General features: G+C 42.4%; 21 protein-coding genes. 15 read left to right on the forward strand and 6 right to left on the reverse strand.

Annotated elements, in window-relative coordinates; translation table 11 throughout:
* Positions 1 to 86 precede the first annotated feature (86 nt).
* Positions 87 to 1,484 carry a dihydrolipoyl dehydrogenase gene (lpdA, locus tag FQ608_RS12830; protein WP_158858633.1) on the forward strand — a complete coding sequence of 466 codons (1,398 nt, stop codon included), beginning with the start codon at positions 87 to 89 and terminating at the stop codon, positions 1,482 to 1,484.
* Positions 1,485 to 1,566: 82 nt separating this feature from the next.
* Here the strand turns inward: lpdA and lipA are convergent, their stop codons facing one another.
* Together lipA and FQ608_RS12840 are read right to left on the reverse strand one after the other, a co-directional pair.
* Positions 1,567 to 2,445 carry a lipoyl synthase gene (lipA, locus tag FQ608_RS12835; RefSeq protein ID WP_158858634.1) on the reverse strand — a complete coding sequence of 293 codons (879 nt, stop codon included), beginning with the start codon at positions 2,443 to 2,445 and terminating at the stop codon, positions 1,567 to 1,569.
* 59 nt (positions 2,446 to 2,504) lie between these two features.
* A complete protein-coding gene (locus FQ608_RS12840) occupies positions 2,505 to 3,227 on the reverse strand; it encodes a hypothetical protein (RefSeq protein WP_158858635.1) in 723 nt (240 codons plus the stop codon).
* A 255-nt stretch (positions 3,228 to 3,482) separates the two neighbouring features.
* Between FQ608_RS12840 and FQ608_RS12845 the strand changes: the two genes are divergently transcribed.
* The 3 genes from FQ608_RS12845 (at position 3,483) to FQ608_RS12855 (ending at position 6,371) form a co-directional block, all read left to right on the forward strand.
* Positions 3,483 to 4,031: an RNA polymerase sigma factor gene (locus tag FQ608_RS12845; protein WP_158858636.1), complete on the forward strand. Its 549-nt coding sequence runs from the start codon at positions 3,483 to 3,485 to the stop codon at positions 4,029 to 4,031.
* On the forward strand, positions 4,012 to 5,349 hold the full coding sequence (locus FQ608_RS12850) for an outer membrane beta-barrel protein (RefSeq protein WP_158858637.1): 1,338 nt from the start codon (positions 4,012 to 4,014) through the stop codon (positions 5,347 to 5,349). Before FQ608_RS12845 ends, FQ608_RS12850 begins: the two co-directional genes overlap by 20 nt.
* 65 nt (positions 5,350 to 5,414) lie before the next feature.
* Positions 5,415 to 6,371: an FKBP-type peptidyl-prolyl cis-trans isomerase gene (locus tag FQ608_RS12855; RefSeq protein WP_158858638.1), complete on the forward strand. Its 957-nt coding sequence runs from the start codon at positions 5,415 to 5,417 to the stop codon at positions 6,369 to 6,371.
* Between the two features lie 93 nt (positions 6,372 to 6,464).
* On the opposite strand, the gene FQ608_RS12860 is transcribed toward FQ608_RS12855, so the two are convergent.
* The 4 genes from FQ608_RS12860 to FQ608_RS12875 form a co-directional block, all read right to left on the reverse strand.
* Complete coding sequence (locus tag FQ608_RS12860) at positions 6,465 to 6,926, reverse strand: hypothetical protein (RefSeq protein WP_158858639.1); 462 nt, start codon at positions 6,924 to 6,926, stop codon at positions 6,465 to 6,467.
* Complete coding sequence (locus FQ608_RS12865; RefSeq protein ID WP_158858640.1) at positions 6,923 to 7,846, reverse strand: calcium/sodium antiporter; 924 nt, start codon at positions 7,844 to 7,846, stop codon at positions 6,923 to 6,925. Before FQ608_RS12865 ends, FQ608_RS12860 begins: the two co-directional genes overlap by 4 nt.
* Before the next feature lie 17 nt (positions 7,847 to 7,863).
* On the reverse strand, positions 7,864 to 8,511 hold the full coding sequence (upp, locus tag FQ608_RS12870; protein WP_158858641.1) for a uracil phosphoribosyltransferase: 648 nt from the start codon (positions 8,509 to 8,511) through the stop codon (positions 7,864 to 7,866).
* Between the two features lie 66 nt (positions 8,512 to 8,577).
* Positions 8,578 to 9,852 carry an OmpA family protein gene (locus tag FQ608_RS12875; RefSeq protein ID WP_158858642.1) on the reverse strand — a complete coding sequence of 425 codons (1,275 nt, stop codon included), beginning with the start codon at positions 9,850 to 9,852 and terminating at the stop codon, positions 8,578 to 8,580.
* A gap of 173 nt (positions 9,853 to 10,025) precedes the next feature.
* Between FQ608_RS12875 and FQ608_RS12880 the strand changes: the two genes are divergently transcribed.
* From FQ608_RS12880 to FQ608_RS12930, 11 genes are all read left to right on the forward strand, one after another.
* On the forward strand, positions 10,026 to 10,943 hold the full coding sequence (locus FQ608_RS12880; RefSeq protein WP_158858643.1) for a M20/M25/M40 family metallo-hydrolase: 918 nt from the start codon (positions 10,026 to 10,028) through the stop codon (positions 10,941 to 10,943).
* 80 nt (positions 10,944 to 11,023) lie between these two features.
* The gene (gene hpt / locus FQ608_RS12885) at positions 11,024 to 11,554 is read left to right on the forward strand and encodes a hypoxanthine phosphoribosyltransferase (RefSeq protein ID WP_158858644.1); all 531 of its coding nucleotides are present in this window, start codon (positions 11,024 to 11,026) and stop codon (positions 11,552 to 11,554) included.
* A 25-nt stretch (positions 11,555 to 11,579) separates the two neighbouring features.
* Positions 11,580 to 12,152 (forward strand): adenylate kinase, encoded by a 573-nt coding sequence (locus tag FQ608_RS12890; protein WP_158858645.1) that lies wholly within the window; start codon positions 11,580 to 11,582, stop codon positions 12,150 to 12,152.
* 140 nt (positions 12,153 to 12,292) lie between these two features.
* Positions 12,293 to 13,285 carry a GTPase ObgE gene (gene obgE / locus FQ608_RS12895; RefSeq protein ID WP_158858646.1) on the forward strand — a complete coding sequence of 331 codons (993 nt, stop codon included), beginning with the start codon at positions 12,293 to 12,295 and terminating at the stop codon, positions 13,283 to 13,285.
* 77 nt (positions 13,286 to 13,362) lie between these two features.
* Positions 13,363 to 13,938, forward strand: a complete 576-nt coding sequence (locus tag FQ608_RS12900; protein ID WP_158858647.1) for a nucleotide exchange factor GrpE — start codon at positions 13,363 to 13,365, stop codon at positions 13,936 to 13,938.
* Positions 13,939 to 13,943: 5 nt separating this feature from the next.
* Complete coding sequence (dnaJ, locus tag FQ608_RS12905) at positions 13,944 to 15,047, forward strand: molecular chaperone DnaJ (RefSeq protein WP_158858648.1); 1,104 nt, start codon at positions 13,944 to 13,946, stop codon at positions 15,045 to 15,047.
* A gap of 78 nt (positions 15,048 to 15,125) precedes the next feature.
* A complete protein-coding gene (locus FQ608_RS12910; protein WP_199856370.1) occupies positions 15,126 to 16,019 on the forward strand; it encodes a hypothetical protein in 894 nt (297 codons plus the stop codon).
* Positions 16,020 to 16,068: 49 nt separating this feature from the next.
* Positions 16,069 to 16,971: an ABC transporter ATP-binding protein gene (locus tag FQ608_RS12915; RefSeq protein WP_158858649.1), complete on the forward strand. Its 903-nt coding sequence runs from the start codon at positions 16,069 to 16,071 to the stop codon at positions 16,969 to 16,971.
* The gene (locus tag FQ608_RS12920) at positions 16,961 to 18,271 is read left to right on the forward strand and encodes an ABC transporter permease (protein WP_158858650.1); all 1,311 of its coding nucleotides are present in this window, start codon (positions 16,961 to 16,963) and stop codon (positions 18,269 to 18,271) included. Before FQ608_RS12915 ends, FQ608_RS12920 begins: the two co-directional genes overlap by 11 nt.
* Positions 18,272 to 18,405: 134 nt before the next feature.
* Positions 18,406 to 19,638: a sensor histidine kinase gene (locus FQ608_RS12925; RefSeq protein WP_158858651.1), complete on the forward strand. Its 1,233-nt coding sequence runs from the start codon at positions 18,406 to 18,408 to the stop codon at positions 19,636 to 19,638.
* A 285-nt stretch (positions 19,639 to 19,923) separates the two neighbouring features.
* Positions 19,924 to 21,501 carry a peptide chain release factor 3 gene (locus FQ608_RS12930; protein WP_158858652.1) on the forward strand — a complete coding sequence of 526 codons (1,578 nt, stop codon included), beginning with the start codon at positions 19,924 to 19,926 and terminating at the stop codon, positions 21,499 to 21,501.
* Positions 21,502 to 21,531 lie beyond the last annotated feature (30 nt).

Below are 21,531 nucleotides of genomic sequence, written 5' to 3' on the forward strand. Positions count from 1 at the left end.
TGGAGGGCTTTTTAACACATATACCAGTTACCAGTGCATTTACCGGATGCTTGTGGGCTGGTTCAACCATAAAAAAACCGTAACTCATGTACGACTTAATCGTAATAGGATCTGGTCCAGGAGGCTATGTAGCTGCCATTCGTGGTGCACAGTTAGGCCTTAAAACTGCCATTATCGAAAAGTACCCGACCCTAGGTGGTACTTGCCTTAATGTAGGATGTATCCCATCCAAGGCTCTATTGGACTCCTCGGAGCATTATCACAATGCAGCCCACGCTTTTCAATCCCACGGTATAGAATTAAAGAATCTGAAAGTCAACCTGAAGCAGATGATTAGCAGGAAGGGCGAGGTTGTCAAGCAAAATGTGGATGGTATAGCATACCTGATGAAAAAAAATAAAATTGACGTCCATCAAGGGCTGGGTTCTTTTGTCGATGCCAAGACGGTGAAGGTTACAGGAGAGGATGGCACATACAAGGAAATATCCGGAAAGCAAATTATTATAGCTACAGGCTCCAAGCCATCTAGTTTGCCTTTCATTACTTTGGACAAGGAGCGGGTCATTACGTCCACAGAGGCGCTTAACTTGACGGAAATCCCCAAACATCTTATAGTAATCGGAGGTGGAGTAATTGGACTCGAACTTGGTTCCGTATATGCCAGAATAGGTGCGAAAGTATCTGTAGTGGAGTTTATGGATTCCCTAATTCCTACTATGGACAGAACAATGGGTAAGGAGCTTCAAAAGTCCATGAAGAAATTGGGTGTTGACTTTTATCTAAAACACAAAGTGTCTGCAGTAGACCGAAAAGGTAAGGAAGTCACTGTCAAAGCTGAAAATAGTAAAGGAGAAACGGTAGAGCTGAAGGGGGATTATGTTTTGGTAAGCATTGGTAGAAAACCATATACAGAAGGGCTTAACGCTGAAGCGGCGGGTGTGAAAATAACGGACCGAGGTCAGATCGAAGTCGACGAACACTTAAAAACGACTGCGGATAATATTTATGCTATAGGAGATGTCGTAAAAGGGGCTATGTTAGCCCACAAAGCTGAAGAGGAAGGTGTATTTGTTGCCGAACAGCTGGTAGGCCAGAAGCCTCATATCAACTACCTGTTAATTCCAAATGTAGTCTACACTTGGCCTGAAGTGGCGGCGGTTGGTTATACCGAAGAGCAACTGAAGGAGAAAGGCATCGAATTTAAAACCGGTAAATTTCCATTTATGGCATCGGGCCGAGCAAGGGCTTCCGGGGATGTAGATGGGCTTGTAAAAGTACTGGCAGACGCTAAAACAGATGAAATTCTTGGGGTTCACATGATTGGACCGCGCACTGCCGATATAATCGCAGAAGCGGTAGTGGCTATGGAATTCAGAGCTTCTGCTGAAGATATTGCCCGTATGTCACATGCTCACCCTACCTATACAGAAGTATTTAAGGAAGCTTGTCTGGCAGCTACGGATAACCGCGCCCTGCACATGTAATGCCAACTTGGTTCTTATTTAAAACGAACGGTCTACAAATTTTTGTAGACCGTTCGTTTTTTAATACTATGGAAGGGAATTTTTATACATTCACATGCCGTTCTGCATGGTATGAAGAACGCACAAGAGGACCAGATTCGACATATTTCAATCCTCGTTTGAGTCCTTCTTCACGATAAGCAGCAAATTGATCTGGGTGGATAAACTCAGCCACCTCGATATGCCTTTTTGTCGGTTGCAAATATTGGCCCAAGGTTAATATATCACATCCGTGAGCTACTAGGTCGTCCATAGCTTGGAGAACTTCTTCCTTTTGTTCACCCAATCCCAGCATGATGCCAGTCTTGGTACGTTTGCCATAGGCTTTGGTGAGTTTTATTTGCTCCAAAGACCGTTGATATTTTGCCTGGGGACGGACCCTTCTATAAAGGCTGGCCACAGTTTCCACGTTGTGGGAAACTACCTCCTGTCCGGCGCTGATCATGCGGTATAAAGCTTCCCAATTTGATTTCACATCCGGGATCAAAGTTTCAATTGTCGTTTCTGGAGAAAGTCTCTTGGTCTCCACCACAGTTTGATACCAGATTTCAGCTCCTTTGTCTTTAAGCTCATCCCGATTGACGGAGGTAATCACCGCATGCTTGACTTTCATAAGTTGTATCGCCTCAGCTACCCGCCGGGGTTCATCGGTGTCATATTCAGGAGGTCGGCCGGTAGCTACCGCGCAGAATGAACAAGACCTCGTGCATACATTTCCCAAAATCATAAAGGTAGCGGTTCCCGCTCCCCAACACTCGCCCATATTGGGGCAATTGCCACTTTCACAGATAGTATGTAGTTTATGTTCGTCTACCAACTTTCTAACACTGGCATACTCTTTACCTATAGGAAGCTTTACCCTAAGCCAATCCGGCTTTTTTCTCTTGGTACGTTCCTCAGATATCACAGGTAATTCAATCATAATGTGCGTTTAAATCAGGTGCAATGATTATGGTTATAGAAAAGCTTTATCCAACCAACCTATCTTCTAAATCCATAAAATAGGGTAAAGTAAGCTGAATGAAAAAGCTGCCTATTTTCGGTAGTAGGCATAAGCTCTATTTCCTTACTAAAACCCTCGAAAAGGTAACCAAGTTCCACTCCGGTTACATTCGATTTGAAAAAGCCAAATTCAAATGCCAAAGCTGCCTTCGCATGTGCGCCAAAGGCAATTTCAGACTCTCCAATACCCTCAAATAGCCTTCCTGGGCCCAATACATCGAACCTGCTTTGGTGGACTTCTGGATTATATTGTTGCCTGACCGTTTCAGTCCGGCTTCTGTACACTTCAATGTAATATGGGGCTACCAGTCCCAGCGTAGGCCCAATGGCCGCCAAGGCAGAAACCTGCACCCCTTGATGGGGAGCTTTTTTGAACATTACAATCTCTCTTCCGTATTGCGGACGGATCGCATATAGATAATTTGATTTTCCGAAAATATAACTGTTGCCCAAGTTAGTGGTATACCTCACTTCTTTCGGGTTTTTTACATTTACCAACTCTACTTGAAAGAACTGATATAGGTTATCGTCTATAGCAGTCCCTATCTTAAGGCTTATGCCTCCAATAAGACCACCATTCGTATTCTTGTTGATTCCGAAAAGTACCTCTCTATCGTATTCATAGTTACCCGCATCCCCCCGCTGGGCAAGAAGCGGCGTACTACTGATCAAAAGCAGCAACAGTCCCGTAATATATTTCATGTTATTCCTCATTCAAGATCAGAAATTTAACGCTTTTTTCGTCCATATTGTTATGGAACAAAAACTAAAAATAACAGATTCTCCTAATTATCAAAAGACGAAGGTAAACTAATTTGGGCTTTTAAACCATCCTCGGCCCGCAGAAGCCCGATAAAGACAGGTTTTCCGTTGGACTGAAAAAAATATTGCCGACTTTTGTAGCGTTTGCGAAATGTTTCTCGTCATTACTAAAACTAGTTAAATAACGGCAGTCTGTTGGAGAAAGATCTCATACTAAAAGCAAAAAGCAGGGATCCCCGGTCACTTGAAAGGCTTTACAAGCACTTTTATGGCTACGCCATGAGTATTGCGCTGCGATATTCGGCAAATAGGGAAGAAGCATGTGAGATCGTAAATGATAGCTTCATGAAGGCATTTGACAAAATAGATCAGGTCGCCAATGAAGATTCATTCAAAGGTTGGTTACGAAGAATTTTGGTGAACACCTCGGTAGATTACTACCGAAAAAACCTCAAACATTCGGGAGCTATAGACATTGACCGGGTGGATGCTGAAACGTATCACCCCAATGTCATTGATGAACTATCCAAGGAAGACATACTTAATATGTTGAGGGAATTGCCCGAAGTATTGCGGGTTATCTTCAACATGTACGAAATAGAAGGGTATAAGCATGATGAGATCGCTGCAGCATTGCAAATTCCCTCCAGTACCTGCCGCACCTATTTGGCTAGAGCCAAAGAGAAATTGAGAGAGAAAATAACAGCATTAAATTATACAAGGAATGAAGGAGCAGTTCGATAAAAAGCTGGTGGAGAAAATAAAGGACTCCTTCAGCCATCATGAAGAGCCTTTTGATTCTAGACAATGGGAAAAGCTGTCGGCGGCTTATTTTAAACCAACAAAGTCGGTTTGGCAACTCTATTGGCCTTATATTACTACCGGCATTGCCGCGAGTCTATTATTGGTGTTGTTTTTTAGCCCGCTTGGAATGAATTGGGAATCAGGAAATACCGCTTCCAACGACGTTCCAGCTATTCCTGTGCCAGATACAATTCCTGATGATCTTTACTCGATGGATTCATCGATTGCTCTCCGGGATAAAAAAGCACCTGCTAAATCAAAACTAAAGATTGAACATATTCCTGAGAGCTTATCTTCACCGCAACAACCTCGTGATGGAATGGCAAAGAACGAGGCCAAGTCTGGGGGTGAGATACCGCCGGTTTTAAATCAACAACAGTTGGATCCAGCAAACGTGCAGCAGATCCCAATGGAACTACCCGAATTAGCGATCGGGGAGAATTTATCGGAAAAGGCATCCAAGGATCCTGCCACCCAAGCCACCACACCTATGGACCAATCCGAAGCGTTGGATAAGGTAAACGAATGGTTGGCTGAAAATGGAAGCATCTTGCCAGTGACTCCAAAAAAGGAACGTGCTGGCCCTCTTAAACTGGGGGTTATGGTTTCCCCGCAGGCCAATTCAAATGCAACGGGAGGCATGAATCTCGGTGCTGGTGTTATGTCTGAGTTTTCGCTTACAAGAAGGTTAAAGCTAGACGTGGGAGTAAACTATGCCAGACAAAGCATGGTGCCTGACCGCGCCCCCAATATGGTGATGGAAATGGCATCCTATTCTAATTCCAGACAACAAATGGACACGAAAAGCATAATGACTAGTTCGAATTTTATTGGCTCTGAGATGCAGCTCAATTTTGCCAGTTTAGATATCCCTGTTAACCTCAAGTACCGGGTATTGGATCGAAAAAACGCTGGCCTGTTTCTGATTACAGGACTATCCAGCGTGGTTTACCTAGACCAGCAGGCTACGGAGACGTTCCAGACTAGTTCCTTTTTTACCAGTTCGGATTTAGGCCTCAGTTTTGCGCCGTCGGTACAAAACTACACCTCTGTGTATACACCTGAAGGAGGGGGGAACAGCGTGGATGTAGGAGGAATGTTAAATCTATCCATAGGATATGAATACAATTTGAGCGACGGGATGTTCATTTCTTTGGAACCCTTTTATAAGTTACCTCTAGGAAATCTTACCTTTGCCAACCAGCAATTCTCCATTGGTGGAATGAACCTGAGAATGAATTTCAAAGTCGGGAAATAAACTTGTTTCCTTCAAATTCCGTCTTATTTTAATTATCTACACATATTCAAAACCATTTATTACTGATGAACAATAAGTTAAATTACCTAGGTGTCATTTTTATTCTTGCCATTATGACAGGTTGTCTACAGGAAACCGAGTCTGACCTGGACCGAATAATCGAAAGGGATAATACTGCCTTGGAGCGTTATATTGACGCAAATGGAATCGAAGCGACGAAGGTACAGTCAGGCTTTTATTATGAAAAAATCCAGGAAATTCCCGAGGCATCTCAGTTTCAAAATAATGATTTTATCGGGATTTATTTTGAAATTAAGTCCTTAGATGGACAGCTTATAAAGTCCCATCTGGACGAGACAAAAGAGCCAATTATCTTTAAGCAATCTATAGACGGTATATGGCCTTCAGTTATCGGATATTCTGCGGGACTTTCCCGATTAGGGGAGGAGTTGATGGTCTATTCCCCATCTTATTTGGCTTTTGGTAACTACGGATATCAGCAATTGATTTTGCCCAATTCAAACTTGGTTATGCGAATTAAATTTGCCCGAAAATATACCGAAGCGGAGTTAAAGGAAAGAGAAGAGCAACTTATTCTCGATTATATAGACGCAAACGAACTTGAAGGGTTTGAGAAAATTCAGGATGGTATCTACAGAAGAATTTTGGATGAAGGTGATGCGGATGAAGACCTTACCACAAATACTGATATAGTTAGTTTTGATTTCAAATTGTTCCACATGGGAGAGACTACTTCCACCTTTGAGTCTAGTGCGACTAACAGACCGAGCGTGACCTTGGGAAGACAGGAAAACCTACCTTTTCTCGAGCATGGCTTAAAGGGAATTCGAAAAGAAGCTAAAGTGGAAGTCTTGGCTTATTCCTTTGCGGCTTATGACAATTCTATCCAGATTATACCTTCTGATGTTCGGAAGGATTTGTACGAAAAAGGAGAGCAGATTGATTTGGTCAGACCATATACGCCGGTTTTATTTTCAGCAGAGGTCTTGAATGTTCAATAACGATCCTATTTGATAGCTGGAGAAACAAAATGTTATTTTCCACGACATCGAATTATTGCCAAAATCCTGACCATTATGTGTCAGGATTTTTTTTTAAAACGTCAACAACTTGGAAAAAAATGGAATGGCTAAAATATGTCGAATGGAAATGGCAAATACAAATGCCCAAAAAAGGCCACTAACCAGCATGACAGTGATTATTTTTGTTTTGTCAATCCCGAAAGAAGATAAAATGACGGTACCTCCGATAGGTGTTAATAAAATTGGAGTCAATGCAGCAACACCATAAACGCCGAATTTTTGCCAGATTTTAATAATATTTCGAGTTCTTTTAGTAAATCGACGAGGGTTTTTTCGGATTTTGATTGTCCAGGTATTTTTGATCCAATCGCCCAAATAGGTAAAGGCGATTACCGATGTCATCATGCCGGATACGGTGACCAGTTCAATTTCAAGGACTGAAAAGCCCGCTGCCGCTCCCAATACAGGTCCGGCGATAAACTTAAAAAGACACAATAAGTAGATGCCGAAGAAAGTGGCAAGATACTCTATCATAATAGCAAATAAAGATACACGCCGTAACCTAACAATAGAATACCGCCGCTTATTCTAGAAATATGCCAATTGATCCGCATTAATGGAAAGATCAACAACGTAAATCCAATCATCCAGAGATAATCATTATAGATAAATAGGGGAGAAACATCTATGGGTTTTACAATTGCAGTAATACCTATAATGCACAATACATTCATGATGTTGCTTCCTAGAATATTTCCGATGGCTATGTCAGTTTCTTTTTTGAGGGCTGCCATCACCGAAGTTGCCAATTCAGGGAGACTTGTCCCAATCGCAATTACCGTAACTCCGACAATCCGCTCGCTTATACCATGGGTTCCCGCAATTATAACTCCGTTATCCACAAACAATTCTGAACCGAAATACAACCCGGCGATGCCAACTAGAATCATCGTAACTGCAATTATTGGAGATTTCCATTTTAATTGGGAAGATTCGGCAGTGTCAATTTCTATTCTTTCGATTTTCTTAAAAAAGTACATATTTACGCCAACAAGTAACAAGACAAGTAAGATCCCCTCTGCCAAGCTGATTATTCCATTCCAGGATAAGAGGAGAAAAACCACAGATGTGATCAGCGTAAACGTATAATCCATCTTTAGGATCGGTCTTGTGATAAGTATTGGGTAGATCAGAGCGGTTGTTCCCAACACTAAAGTGATGTTTGAAATATTGGATCCGACCACGTTCCCTATGGCTATATCACTGCTTCCTTTGAGGGCTGCAGTGACGCTTACCAAGAGTTCTGGTGCTGATGTCCCAAAGGCAACGACAGTCAGTCCTATCAGCCCGGCACTTAAGCCTAGTCTGGCCGCAATTGCGGAAGCACCGTCCACCAAAATTTTCCCGCCGATTAACAGAATTAATAGACCGGTAATTAGCAATAAATAGGTCATCTTTGATTTAAATAAATTTATAGTTTTGGTCCAAAGGCCAGGTCACCGGCATCTCCCAATCCAGGGATAATATATGAAAAGTCGTTGAGGTTGTCATCCAATGCACATGTCCAAATCTCATGGGGTAAATCGAGGTGTTGTTCAATATACCGCATTCCTTCCGGAGAGGCAATCACTGAAAGAAGATGGATTTTTTTTGGAACTCCATATTTCCTCAATTTTCTCGTACTTTCTATAAATGACTTTCCAGTAGCAAGCATCGGATCAACCAAAATTACCTCGCGACCTTCTATGGAGGGAGCTGCTATATAACCTAGTTCGATCTCTATGGGGTCGTTGCCTTCACCGTCTTTCCTGAATGCACCGATAAACCCACAATCCGCATGGTCAAAAAAATTCAATACACCTTGGAAAAATGGAACTGCGGCACGCAGTACAGAAATGATAACTGGCTGCTTTTCGATTAGCGGGACCGAGATCTCTATAAATGGAGTTTCAATTTTTTGACTGGTATACGCCAAGTTCTTGGATATTTCATAGGCCATGATTTCCCCAAGCCGCTCTAAATTTTTCCTAAACCTCAGTCGATCTTGTTGTATATGTATATCTCGAAGTTCGGAAAGGTATTGTGAGGCGATGGAATTGGATTGGCTTAAGATAAACATGCACGAAATTAAACAAAAAAACCCGATCTGTAAAGATCGGGTTTTGAATTTTAATAATGTTATATCTTATCTAACTTCGAAGCTTACTCTTCTAGCTAATTGACGAGCATCCGCAGATCTCTTATCAACGCTGGTATCTTCGCCGTATCCTTTGTAAGAAAGTCTAGAGGCATCAATTCCGGATGCAACCATTACATCATAAACTGCTTTAGCTCTTCTTTCAGACAATTTCATGTTGTAATCCTCTGGACCCAACTCATCTGCGTATCCTTTAAGTTCTACACTTACTCCTGGATTTCTTTTCAAGAAATTAGCAACATAACTGATAGAAGAAGCGGAATATCCAAGTGGTTTTGCACTGTCGAATGCGTAATAAACATTCACATATCCGTCATTAATTGCTTTTAGCAAATAATCAACTTCTTCAACAGTATCCGGTGGAGGACATCCGTCAAGTGAGGCAGGACCTGGAACGAAAGGACATTTGTCCAAGTGATCAGGAATGCCATCTCCGTCTGAATCGAGGGTTCTACCGTGAGAATCAACTCTCGCTCCAGCAGGTGTGTTAGGCTCTTTATCCAAATAATCAGGAACGCCGTCTCCGTCAGAATCTTTCAGCATATCTCTGATTTCTCCAATCTGATTAGCCAACTCCTCTTTGGTAGCATATTTGTTTTCTCTGATGTACCAGTCAGCATGGGTAGATTTACTTCCTAGATAGAAAGAAAGACCCAACGTTCCAGTCCACCAAACCGCGTTAGCACCATAATAGCCAGCGTCTCCCATACCAATGGATGAAGCTCCATCAAACGCAACGTTTTGTCGCCCATTGATAATAGTACTGATGTCACCGTTTAATGATACTCTTTCACCTAGCTTTACCTGGCCGGTAAATCCTGCGATAAAATTATAAGTATTGTCTTTAAAGTCGGCCCACTCATTTTCCTGAGGGGTAACTTGTCCAATACCTGCGCCGAAATGTCCCAAAAGATTAACTCTTTGCGTAAACGTTTCCCAGTTCATAATCCTTCCTAAATTGGCGACCCCTTGCAAATTAAGTCGATAATAATTGGTGGAAAATTCAGGATTGTCTGCTGCATTTGAGAAACTTCCTAAACCAAAATCCAGTTTAGTTCCAAACTTTTCATTGAACATGTAACGGACGCCTAAGTCACCATGGCCTAAACCTATCACTTGGGAATGATACCCAGGTGTCATTGGTGCCATAGCTTTGTTAAATCCTCCATTAATGTCTATTGACCATTTGTTGAAGTCGTCCTGCGCTTGAGTTCCCATGACCAAAGCGCCAGCCATAAGTGTTGATAGTATTAATTTTTTCATGATAAAAAATTTTTTACACTTTTCAGATTTAGATTAATTGAATAAGATTTGTTTCGATGTAGAATTTCAGTTACAAATGTAAGATATTTTATGACAACTCTAAACTTATCTAGATTTTGTTTTACAAAATTAAATTTATAATCCGAAATTTGAAAGGAACTTTACCATATATTATGCCAGATTATAAATTATTGGAAGAAATTTTAAGAATTCAGAGTGTTTCCAGCGATGAAACCCGAATATCGGCCTACATTGTTGACTATGTTTTGAAACGGAAAACGGCATGGAAGGTTACGCCCGAAATTTTTTTTGGTGGAAATCTACATGAAAATATTGTTTTGGTATTTGGAGAACCTCGAACTGTCGTTTTTGCACATATGGATACGGTGGGTTTTATGGCCCGGTATGAAAACCAACTAGTCCCTATTGGTGGGCCAGATGTGATGGATGGGGACCTTCTGGAAGGGGTGGATGCCTACGGCCCTATCTCCTGCCGTGCCAAAATTGTGGAAGATAATCTTTTTCACGATTTTAAAAGAGGGATTGTTCCAGGAACCATCCTATCTTATTCCCAGCAAATTGATTTTGGAAAGGATTTTATCCAGGGGGCCTACTTGGATAACCGTCTTGGAATTTACAATGCGCTCAAGCAATGCGAAACGCTTGCAAATGGTCTTATCGTTTTTTCCACGTACGAAGAGCATGGCGGTGGGGCTATTCCAATGCTTTTGAAATTTATTTATGACCGTTGGGATATTAAGCAGGCGTTGATTTCCGACATAACCTGGGTTACTGAGGGTGTAAGGCACCATAATGGGGTTGTAATTTCTATTAGGGATAGGAATATTCCCCGCAGGACTTTTATAAACCGGATTTTGGTCCACGCCGAAAATAGTGGGGTTCCTTATCAAATAGAGGTTGAAGGCAGCGGAAGTAGCGACGGTCGTGAAATACAGCAATCACCTTTTGCGCTTGATTGGTGTTTTATCGGGGCGGCGGAAGACGGAGTCCATAGTCCCCGGGAAAGAGTTTCGTGGAAGGACTTGGAAGCGATGGTTCAGATGTACCGCTATTTGATGCAGAGACTTTAATGATTTGCAAATTTCGTTTATTCCAGCATTATTGATTACATTTGCACGAGCTGAGCCCTGAGGCATTTTTACATAATTAGATGATATTCATACACAATAAGCCATTTACACCTTATTTAGATGCCCATACGATACAAGGAGCAGTGGACAGAATAGCGTCACAAATTTGTAAAGATTATGCTGCCGAGCCTCCGGTTTTGCTGGGTGTTCTTAACGGGGCTTTTATGTTCCTGTCTGATTTGGTGAAAAGGATCGATCTTCCTGTTGACATATCATTTATGAAAATCGCTTCGTATTCAGGCATTTCTTCCACAGGTAAGGTCGAGATGCATTTGGGAGTGAGTGACGAAATTAAAGATAGACATGTAATCGTGGTGGAAGATATTGTAGATACAGGTAGAAGTATGGCAGTCATCCAAGAACTCATCCGTCAAAAAGAGCCTAAAAGTATAGCTGTTGCCTCCTTGCTCCACAAGCCAGACGCCATGATCGAACCCGTGGAGATTAGATATCTTGGGTTTTCCATAGAAGACAAATTTGTAGTTGGTTATGGTCTGGATTTTGATGGGATTGGTAGAAATTTACCCGAAATATTTCAACTTAAAGATTAATAAATAAAATTTTAAAGAAATTATTATGCTTAATATCGTTTTGTTTGGACCTCCCGGCGCAGGGAAAGGAACACAAAGTGAGAAATTGATCGAAAAATATAAGATAGATCATATTTCTACCGGGGATTTGTTTAGAAAACACTTGGGGGAGGGAACAGACTTGGGTAAACTTGCCCAGAAATTCATGGATGAGGGCCGGCTGGTACCAGATGAAGTGGTGATAGGCATGGTAGATGAGAAGATTAAAGATAGCAAGGAAGCTAGGGGATTTATTTTTGACGGTTTTCCGCGAACAGTAGCTCAAGCCAAAGCATTGGATGAATTGTTGGAAATGAAAGAATTGGTTATTTCTGGCATGATTTCCTTAGAAGTACCTGAAGAAGAGCTGAAAAACAGGATCAAAGAACGGGGAAAAACATCGGGTAGGTCGGATGACCAAGATGAGAGCAAAATAAATACTCGGATTAAAGTATATTTGGAGGAAACGCTTCCGGTGGCTTCCTACTACGAATCCCAAGGCAAATTGACAAAGATCCAAGGTGTGGGAAGTATTGATGAAATATTTACCTCCATTTGTGAAGTGATAGATTCGTATTGATTGTCAAAAATAAACAGTAAATTTGCATGATGAATTGGCTAAGCTTCAGGGCTTAGCCAATTTCGTTTTTATGGAATGTGGACCAATTGAATTGTCCCTTCCGACCGTAAAATAATATTTAAATTAATTAGGGAGTTCCAGTGTCTGAGTCCAATTTCATTGATTATGTAAAGTTTTGTTCACGATCAGGTGCCGGGGGTGCCGGATCTGTCCACTTCCGCCGGGAAAAGCATGTTCCGAAGGGCGGTCCCGACGGGGGAGATGGAGGTCGGGGTGGACACATTATACTTAGGGGGAATTCCCAATTGTGGACACTTCTGCACCTCAAGTATAAAAAGCATGTCATCGCAGAAGCAGGACGGGGAGGAGAAGGAGGTAGACGAACAGGTTCAGATGGCTCGGATATGATTTTGGACGTCCCAATAGGAACTGTAGCCAAAGATGCGGAATCAGGGGAAGTACGCTGTGAAATTACAGAGGACGGTCAGGAATTTATTCTTACTCGAGGTGGACGTGGTGGTTTGGGAAATGACCACTTTAAGACTGCCACAAATCAAGCACCCCATTTTGCGCAACCCGGAGAGGATGGAATTGAAGAATGGATTATCCTTGAGTTGAAATTACTTGCGGATGTAGGCTTGGTAGGCTTCCCCAATGCTGGCAAATCAACCCTGCTGTCTAGCATATCTGCCGCAAAACCCGAAATCGGAGATTATCCCTTTACCACACTCGTTCCTCATTTGGGGGTGGTGGGATATAGAGATGATAAGTCCTTTGTCATGGCGGATATACCGGGAATCATTGAAGGGGCCTCAGAAGGAAAAGGCCTAGGAATTAGATTTCTTCGACATATTGAACGTAATTCAATCTTATTGTTTGTGATTCCTGCGGACGCAGAGCATATAGGAGCCCAATATGAGATTCTTCTTAAAGAATTGGGAAAATTTAACCCCGAACTGCTTGATAAAAAGCGCTTGCTGGCCGTTTCAAAATCGGATTTACTAGATGAGGAGTTGATGGATGCATTGAAAGCGGAAATTCCGGCTGATCTACCACAGGTATTTATATCGTCAGTCACAGGCTACAATCTGCCAGCCCTAAAGGATTTAATCTGGCAATCCTTGCAGGAATAATGTCAGAATGTCAGGTATTTATATCGTGGCAAATTAATTGATACGAGAATAAAGACTTTTATAAGCTACTTACAATTATGGAGGAGAAAGAAAACTTAGAACAAGAAGAAATGATCGATGCGTCGCAAACTGCCAATGAGGAAAATGCTGGCGAGGAGAAAGACAACATAGAAGGTAAAAGCAATTCGGAAGAAAAGGCACTTTCCATAGAAGAGAAACTCGGTAACGAAAATAAGGAGCTCAAGGAAAAGTACCTGCGGCTTTATTCTGAATTTGAAAACTACCGAAGAAGGACAGCCAAAGAAAGGTTGGACCTGATAAAAACTGCCTCTGAAGATGTCATTCAGGAAATGATCCTTGTTTTGGATGACTTTGAGCGTGCATTTAAAGCTGAGGATAAAGATAATGGCGAAAAGTCCAGTGAGGGTAGGCAACTGATCTACAATAAAATGGTGAAAATACTGGCCTCGAAAGGACTAAAATCCATGGATGAATTGGTAGGTGAAAATTTTGATGCCGATAGGCATGAAGCCATTACGCAGATACCTGCGCCCAGCGAAGATCTTAAAGGGAAAATCGTGGATGTGATAGAGCGGGGTTACCTGCTTGGAGATAAGGTAATCCGGTATGCGAAAGTGGTAATAGGAAATTAATAGTTATGGCAAAACGAGATTATTACGAAATATTAAATATAGCCAAAGGAGCAAGTCCTGAGGAAATTAAAAAAGCCTATCGAAAGATGGCGATAACTTATCACCCGGATAAAAATCCCGACAATCCAGAAGCGGAGGAAAAATTCAAAGAAGCAGCTGAGGCCTATGAAGTGTTGAGTAACCCCGAAAAGCGACAACGATACGACCAATTTGGTCATCAGGGAGTCAATGGCGGAAGCTATAGCGGCGGCGGTATGAACATGGAGGATATTTTCTCCCAGTTCGGAGACATATTTGGAGGCAGTGGATTTGAGTCATTTTTTGGCGGTGGCGGCGGTTCCCGCAGGACAAAGAAAGGAACCAACCTTCGCGTGAAGCTGAAGCTGACATTGAAGGAATTGGCGAATGGCGTGGAAAAGAAGATCAAAGTGAAGCGACACATGATCGCGGACGGAGTCACCTTCAAAACCTGTAGTTCCTGCCATGGTTCCGGTCAGGTTAAAAAAGTGGTAAATACCATGCTTGGGCAGATGGTCTCTGCCAGCACCTGTCCTTCATGTTCTGGAAGTGGACAGATTGTGGACAAAAAGCCCCATGAAGCTGATGCCAAAGGCTTGATTATTCGGGAAGAAATTATCCCCATCAATATTCCAGGTGGGGTAGGTGACAATATGCAACTAAGCCTGTCCGGCAAAGGAAACGAAATTCCGGGTGGGATACCTGGAGATTTGTTGATCGTCATCGAAGAGATTCCCGATGAGGTGTTGATCCGAGACGGTGTCAATGTGGTATATGACCTTTATGTTAGTTTTGTTGATGTGGCTTTGGGCTCTTCGTTGGAAGTGCCGACCATAGACGGGAAAGTGAAAATCAAACTCGACCCCGGTACTCAGAGTGGGAAAATATTACGTCTGAAAGGTAAGGGGATTAAAGAACTAAACGGTTATGGAAAAGGCGATCAGCTAATCCATGTAAACGTTTGGACACCCAAACAGCTAAATAAAGAAGAGCGGGAAATGTTGGAATCCCTGAGAGATTCAGAGAACTTCCATCCTAATCCTGGGAAATCGGAAAAAAGCATATTTGACAAAGTGAAAGAATTCTTTTAAGAGCTAAGCCGGGAAAATCTCCCGGCTTTATCTTTTTTTACCAAAACCTTTCTTTCTTTCGGAACGTAAGAATTGCGTATGCTTAATAAAGTGTTCCTTTTACTACTGGTAATTTATTCTCAAGCCTTACATGTGGACCTTTGTGCTCAAATTGCAAAGGAATTTACAGTCGTAGAGAGAGAAGGTTACGGGCTGGTTGCGCTGGATTTTTCCTGCTATAAGGGAATAACCCATGTAAGAAGGGAACATTCCGGCAATCCGGTTCATGCATCGGCAGAATTGGGTAAAGTCAATATTTTACCTTCATTCAGTCACCACATCACAGACGGGGTCCTTTTTGCTTATTTGGATCACAAAAACGTAGAATCTGAAAGTCTGGGAAGAAGTCTTTCCTATCGTTTGTTTTCAAATAGCGATGAAAACTTTGACCATCATTGGAAGCTGGGGTTGGATGCTAATTTTTTATATGACTTGAATCTCAATTTTGGGATTGGAAAGGCAAATCTTGACTTCTCACACTTACCTATTTCCAATTGTAAGATCCGCACAGCCTCAGCGGACGTTGTACTTGGGTATTTGAGCAAAATCCCCAATACTGTCAATATGGATACCTTGAGCGTTGTTATCAATATGGGGTCCTTGTATGCGGATGATTTGCAGTTTTCCAATGCCCACAAGACTTTCTTGGATGTGAAATATGGGACGATAAATCTATCCTTTTCAGATCTTATGGCTCAGCCCAGTATTATTTCAGCTACAGTAGGTGCTGGGTCGGTCAACATCAAATTGCCTGAAACGAAGCATCCCTACATTGTAAAGATTAAAAATCACGCGATGTGCAAAACATCTATTCCGCCTTTTTTGAAGGAAATGGACGATAAATCCTTTGTAAGTAAAGGATATTCCCCAGATGCCAAAAATCTAATGACTTTTTTGATTGATGTTTCCGTTGGATCTGTATCTTTGAAATAATGTTGATCAAGAGCCGTCAAAGACATCCAAAATTTTAACACAAAAAAACTTGCAGATTTTATCCATTAAGGGATTAAATAAGACCTATGGGAACCATGTGGCCCTCAAAGACTTCGATTTGGAAGTTGAAAAGGGAATGGTGTTTGGTCTGTTGGGACCTAACGGGGCCGGCAAAACAACGCTGATACGAATTGTAAACCAAATAATTGACCGGGATTCCGGTGAAATTCTCATAAATGGTGAACCCCTCAAAATGAACCATGTCCGCAATATCGGATATCTTCCAGAAGAGAGGGGGCTGTATAAAGGGATGCGGATAGATGATCAGTTACTGTATTTTGCCCAGATTAAAGGCCTGAAATCCACTGAAGCAAAAGCAAAAATCCATATCTGGCTGGACCGTCTCAATCTGCTTTCCTGGAAAAACATGAAGGTTGAAGAACTCTCCAAAGGTATGGCTCAAAAAGTACAGTTTATAGCCACCGTAATTCATGAACCTAAATTGTTGATTTTGGATGAGCCCTTTTCAGGATTTGATCCCGTGAATGCGGAAATCATCAAAAACGAAATCCTGGAATTAAAAAGAAATGGTACGACTATTATGTTGTCTACTCACCGTATGGAATCGGTGGAACTACTCTGTGACAATATTGCCATGATAAACCGCTCACGCAAAATTTTGGACGGGCCGGTGAAAGCGATTAAAAAGGCTGCAAAAACCAATCGGTTCGCAGTTGGGCTTCGACCTTTACCCGGATTGGTACTTCCAGCATGGGGGGACTTCTCTGAGGAGGAGGACTATGTTACTTTCTCCATCTCCCTTGACGGGCAGCGTCCCAATGATTGCCTGATTGATTTGATGAAATATGGCGAGATACTCCATTTTGAGGAATCTATCCCAAGCATCGAAGAGATTTTCATCCAAAAAATTAACGAAAGCCATGCCGAATAAAATTTTTTTGGTAGTGAAAAGAGAATATTTGGCGCGCGTTAAAAAGCGGTCTTTTATTGTCGCAACTATCCTAACACCTTTGATTTTCCCATCTATCCTAGGAGTTTTCTTATGGATAGGAATGAGTGATACAGGGGGTGATTCCGCTAGGTTTATTGAAGTGGTGGATGAAAATCAGGAATTTTTTCTGGAAAGTAACGAGCTTTTTGTCTTTTCTTATGGCATCATGACAGTAGCCGAGGCCAAGGAAATGGTCCAAAAGGGCAATCGATACGGGTTTTTGCATATTCCCAAGCTTAACTTAGCCCAACCTATAGGCATCACCTTTTACGCAGCAGAAACCCCCGGGATGTCGGTAGTCTCGGGATTGGAGAGTGAAATTAAAGCTAAGATCGAAGAAATAAAACTATTGAATTCAGGGATCGACCGAGAATTGTTGGACAAATTAAAAACCGAAGTGTCAGTTCTCTCTATTCGCCTTGGGCAGACGGGTAATGAGGCCGTCTCCAACACAGTGATCAACTATGCGATTGGGTTTATTTCAGGCATTCTTATTTACACGTTCATTTTCGTTTATGGCAACCAAATCATGCAGGGGGTGATCGAGGAAAAGTCCAGCCGGATTGTGGAGATATTGGTGTCTTCACTAAAACCCTTTCAGCTTATGATGGGCAAAATCATCGGGATAGGGGCCGTGGGTTTGACGCAGTTTTTAATCTGGATTGTACTCATCAGTGTAGTGTCCTCGGTGATTATGGGATTTTTCGGGATGAAAATGCCACAGCAGGAGCTGATGGAACAGGCAAATCCGGAGGGAATGGGGTGGATGTCGGAAGGTAGTGACCTCCCCGATATGATCCAATTAATACAGGGGATTGATTTTGTATCCCTCGTGATTTCGTTTTTGATCTATTTCGTTGGGGGCTATTTACTTTACGGTGCATTCTTTGCAGCAATAGGTGCAGCGGTAGACAGTCCATCAGATGCACAACAATTCATGTTTCCCGTCACCATCCCTTTGCTGATCGGATATATGGGGCTATTTATATTTGTGCTGGACGACCCCAACAGTAAGGTTTCCTACTGGCTATCCATCGTTCCTTTTACCTCTCCGGTTGCCATGATGGGTAGAGTAAGCTTTGGCGTTCCGCTTTCCCAGTTGGTGCTTTCAATATCTCTTTTGGTTGTGGGGTTTTTATTTACTACCTGGTCTGCTGGAAAAATCTACAAAATTGGTATCTTGGTGCACGGGACCAGAGTCAACTACAAGACACTCTGGAGGTGGATAAAGGAAAACTGACGATCCCAAGAATAAATTTCCCGCTACCTCAAGCAATATCTTCATGATGAATGGGGTTTTAAAGTGAGATTTTCATTGGAGACAGAAGCATTTGCTGATAAAAAATCATTTATTGATCACCCAACCCAAAATTAATGAAACATAAAATTCAGGATCTGGCAACGTTGGACTTTTATCAGAACAGAGGGAGAGTAAAGTGGGTCATTTTTGGGTTTTCACTTATTATCAGCGTAGGATCTATTTATTACACAAATACCTTGGTGGAGGAGCTCAAAGAAAGGGAGCGGCGCCAGATTGACCTCTATGCCTCCGCGTTGGAGTATGCGTCAGTCCATTCCGAAAACCTGACTTTCATATTTCAGGATATTATACAGGAGAATAAGTCTATTCCCGTGATCACGACAGATGCGGCTGGAAATCCCATTGAAAATAGAAACATTGTTATCAAAAAAAATAGTACTGAGGAAGAAACCCAACAACAGTTGCGGGCCGAACTTATCGAAATGAAAGCGGTATATGAACCCATCAAGCTGACGGAAGATTACTATATCTATTACAAAAATTCGGAACTGCTCACCAGGCTGAAATACTACCCCTACGTACAGCTTTCAGTGATTTTGGTATTCGGGGTACTGGCTTATGCGCTATTTAACCAATCAAAGGTTGCAGAGCAAAACCGCCTTTGGGCAGGCCTGACTAAAGAGACTGCCCATCAGCTGGGAACTCCGCTGGCTTCCCTGATGGCGTGGATTGACTACTTCAAAAATTCCCCAGTCTGGGAAGAAAACAAGGAAGTTATTATGGAACTTGACAAAGATGTCAAGAAGCTGGTCATGGTTACGGAGCGGTTCAGCAATATCGGGAGCACTCCCGTAATCAAAGCCGAAAATGTCTATCATGTCATAGAGGACACGATCGCCTACCTTCGTCCGAGAATTTCCAGTAAGGTAGAAATACAATTAAACACCCATGCCGAAAATATTGATGCTATGATCAATAAATCGCTTTTTGAATGGGTAATTGAAAACATCTGTAAAAATGCCGTAGATGCGATGAAAGGCCAGGGGAGTATACAGATAGATATCGTTAAGGAAAGCGAGAAATTTGTTTTTGTGGACATCAGTGATACGGGTAAGGGAATGGAAAAGGGGATGTTTAAACGGGTGTTTAATCCCGGTTTTACAACTCGTCAGCGGGGTTGGGGCTTGGGGTTGACACTGGCCAAGCGAATCATAGAAGGCTACCATAAAGGCAGGATTTTTGTCAATGCCTCGGAGCTGGGACGCGGGACTACGTTTCGGATCGTCCTACACGGGGTAACAGATCAGATCGTCTCAAAAAATAATGCTAACTGGGATAATCTGTGAGGTTTACGACTACTGGACGAGTAAAATGGATTTAATGAGTTTGAGGAAATAAAGAATTTTGCGCTCTGGTCGAAGTCGTCCACCTCTTGAGCTTTTCCTCTTAATAGGCCTGTAAAGGTTGATGTTCACAGTCCGAAGACCAAAGTCGTTCATTTACAGCGTTCGGCCATATCTTATGGCAGAATAATTTCAGGACGCCGGTAAATAAGAACTAGCATTCCGCAGACCTTTCTTTCTCCTTGATTTTCCGTACCTTTGCACGCTGAAAATAATTTCCATTAATTCATGAGTCTGATACAAGAGATCCAAAAGCGTAAAACATTTGGCATCATCGCCCACCCTGATGCGGGCAAAACAACCCTTACGGAGAAAATGCTGCTCTTTGGTGGAGCTATCAAAACGGCAGGTGCTGTAAAATCGAACAAGATTGATACTGCCACCAAGTCCGACTGGATGGAGATTGAAAAGCAACGGGGTATCTCCGTGGCGACATCAGTGATGGGTTTTGAATACAAAGGTCAAAAAATCAACCTGCTAGATACCCCCGGTCACCAGGATTTCGCCGAAGATACCTATAGGACGCTGACGGCTGTGGATTCGGTGATCATGGTCATAGACTGCGTTAAGGGTGTGGAAATTCAGACTGAAAAGCTAATGGAGGTTTGCCGGATGCGTAACACCCCTGTTATCTGCTTTATCAATAAGCTAGATAGGGAGGGTCGGGACCCTTATGAGCTTCTGGATGAAGTGGAGGAGAAATTAAACATTCAGGTGAGGCCATTGTCCTGGCCAATTTCCATGGGGAAATCCTTCAAGGGGGTATATAATCTTTATGACAAGCAATTAAATTTATTTACTCCCAGTCAGAGGAAGGTGAGCGATGACCGCATCGTCATCCAAGACCTTAGTGATCCGGAGCTGGAAAAGTACGTGGGAACAACGCTTGCCAATCAGTTGCGGGAAGATGTGGAACTGATCGAAGGGGTTTATCCGGATTTTGACCCCAAGGAATATTTGGAGGGTAAAGTTGCCCCGGTTTTTTTCGGGTCAGCTGTCAATAATTTTGGGATACAGGAAATGCTGGATACGTTTATCAAGATTGCCCCAGCTCCTAAAAGTCGGCAAACAGAACAGCGGGAAGTAAGACCGGAGGAAGAGCATTTTAGCGGGTTTATTTTTAAAATCCACGCCAATATGGATCCCAAGCACCGCAACAGGATCGCATTCTTGAGGATATGTTCGGGCAAATTTGAGCGTAACAAACCCTATAACCACGTCAGGGGGACAAAACCCCTTCGATTCTCCAATGTAACATCCTTTATGGCACAGGATAAGGAAATTGTGGACGAGGCGTTTCCGGGGGATATAGTGGGACTATACGATACGGGTAACTTGAAAATCGGAGACTCCCTGACCGATGGGGAGGATTTACAGTTTAAAGGTATCCCAAGTTTTTCCCCTGAGATATTCAGGGAGGTGGTCAACAAGGATGCCATGAAAACAAAACAACTTGAAAAAGGCCTGCAGCAATTGATGGAAGAGGGTGTAGCACAAATGTTTACTTTTGAGATCGGTGCCCGAAAGGTTGTGGGGACAGTAGGTCAGCTTCAGTTTGAAGTGATCCAGTTTCGATTGAAAAACGAATATAATGCCACTGCCGACTTTGTGCCAATGAATTTATACAAGGCCTGTTGGATATATAGTAAGGACAGGAAAAAACTAGACGAATTTGTACGCTCCAAACAGCGGCACATTGCCCGCGACAAAGACGGTAAACTGGTTTTCATGGCTGAAACCAAAGCATGGCTGCAAATGGTGCAGGACAATTTTCCGGAAATCGAATTCCGGTTTACTTCGGAATAACTGCTAAGATCGCAGATTCCTTTTCGTTAT

The sequence above is a fragment of the Lunatibacter salilacus genome, assembly GCF_009797935.1.
GTDB classification, from domain to species: Bacteria; Bacteroidota; Bacteroidia; order Cytophagales; family Cyclobacteriaceae; genus Lunatibacter; species Lunatibacter salilacus.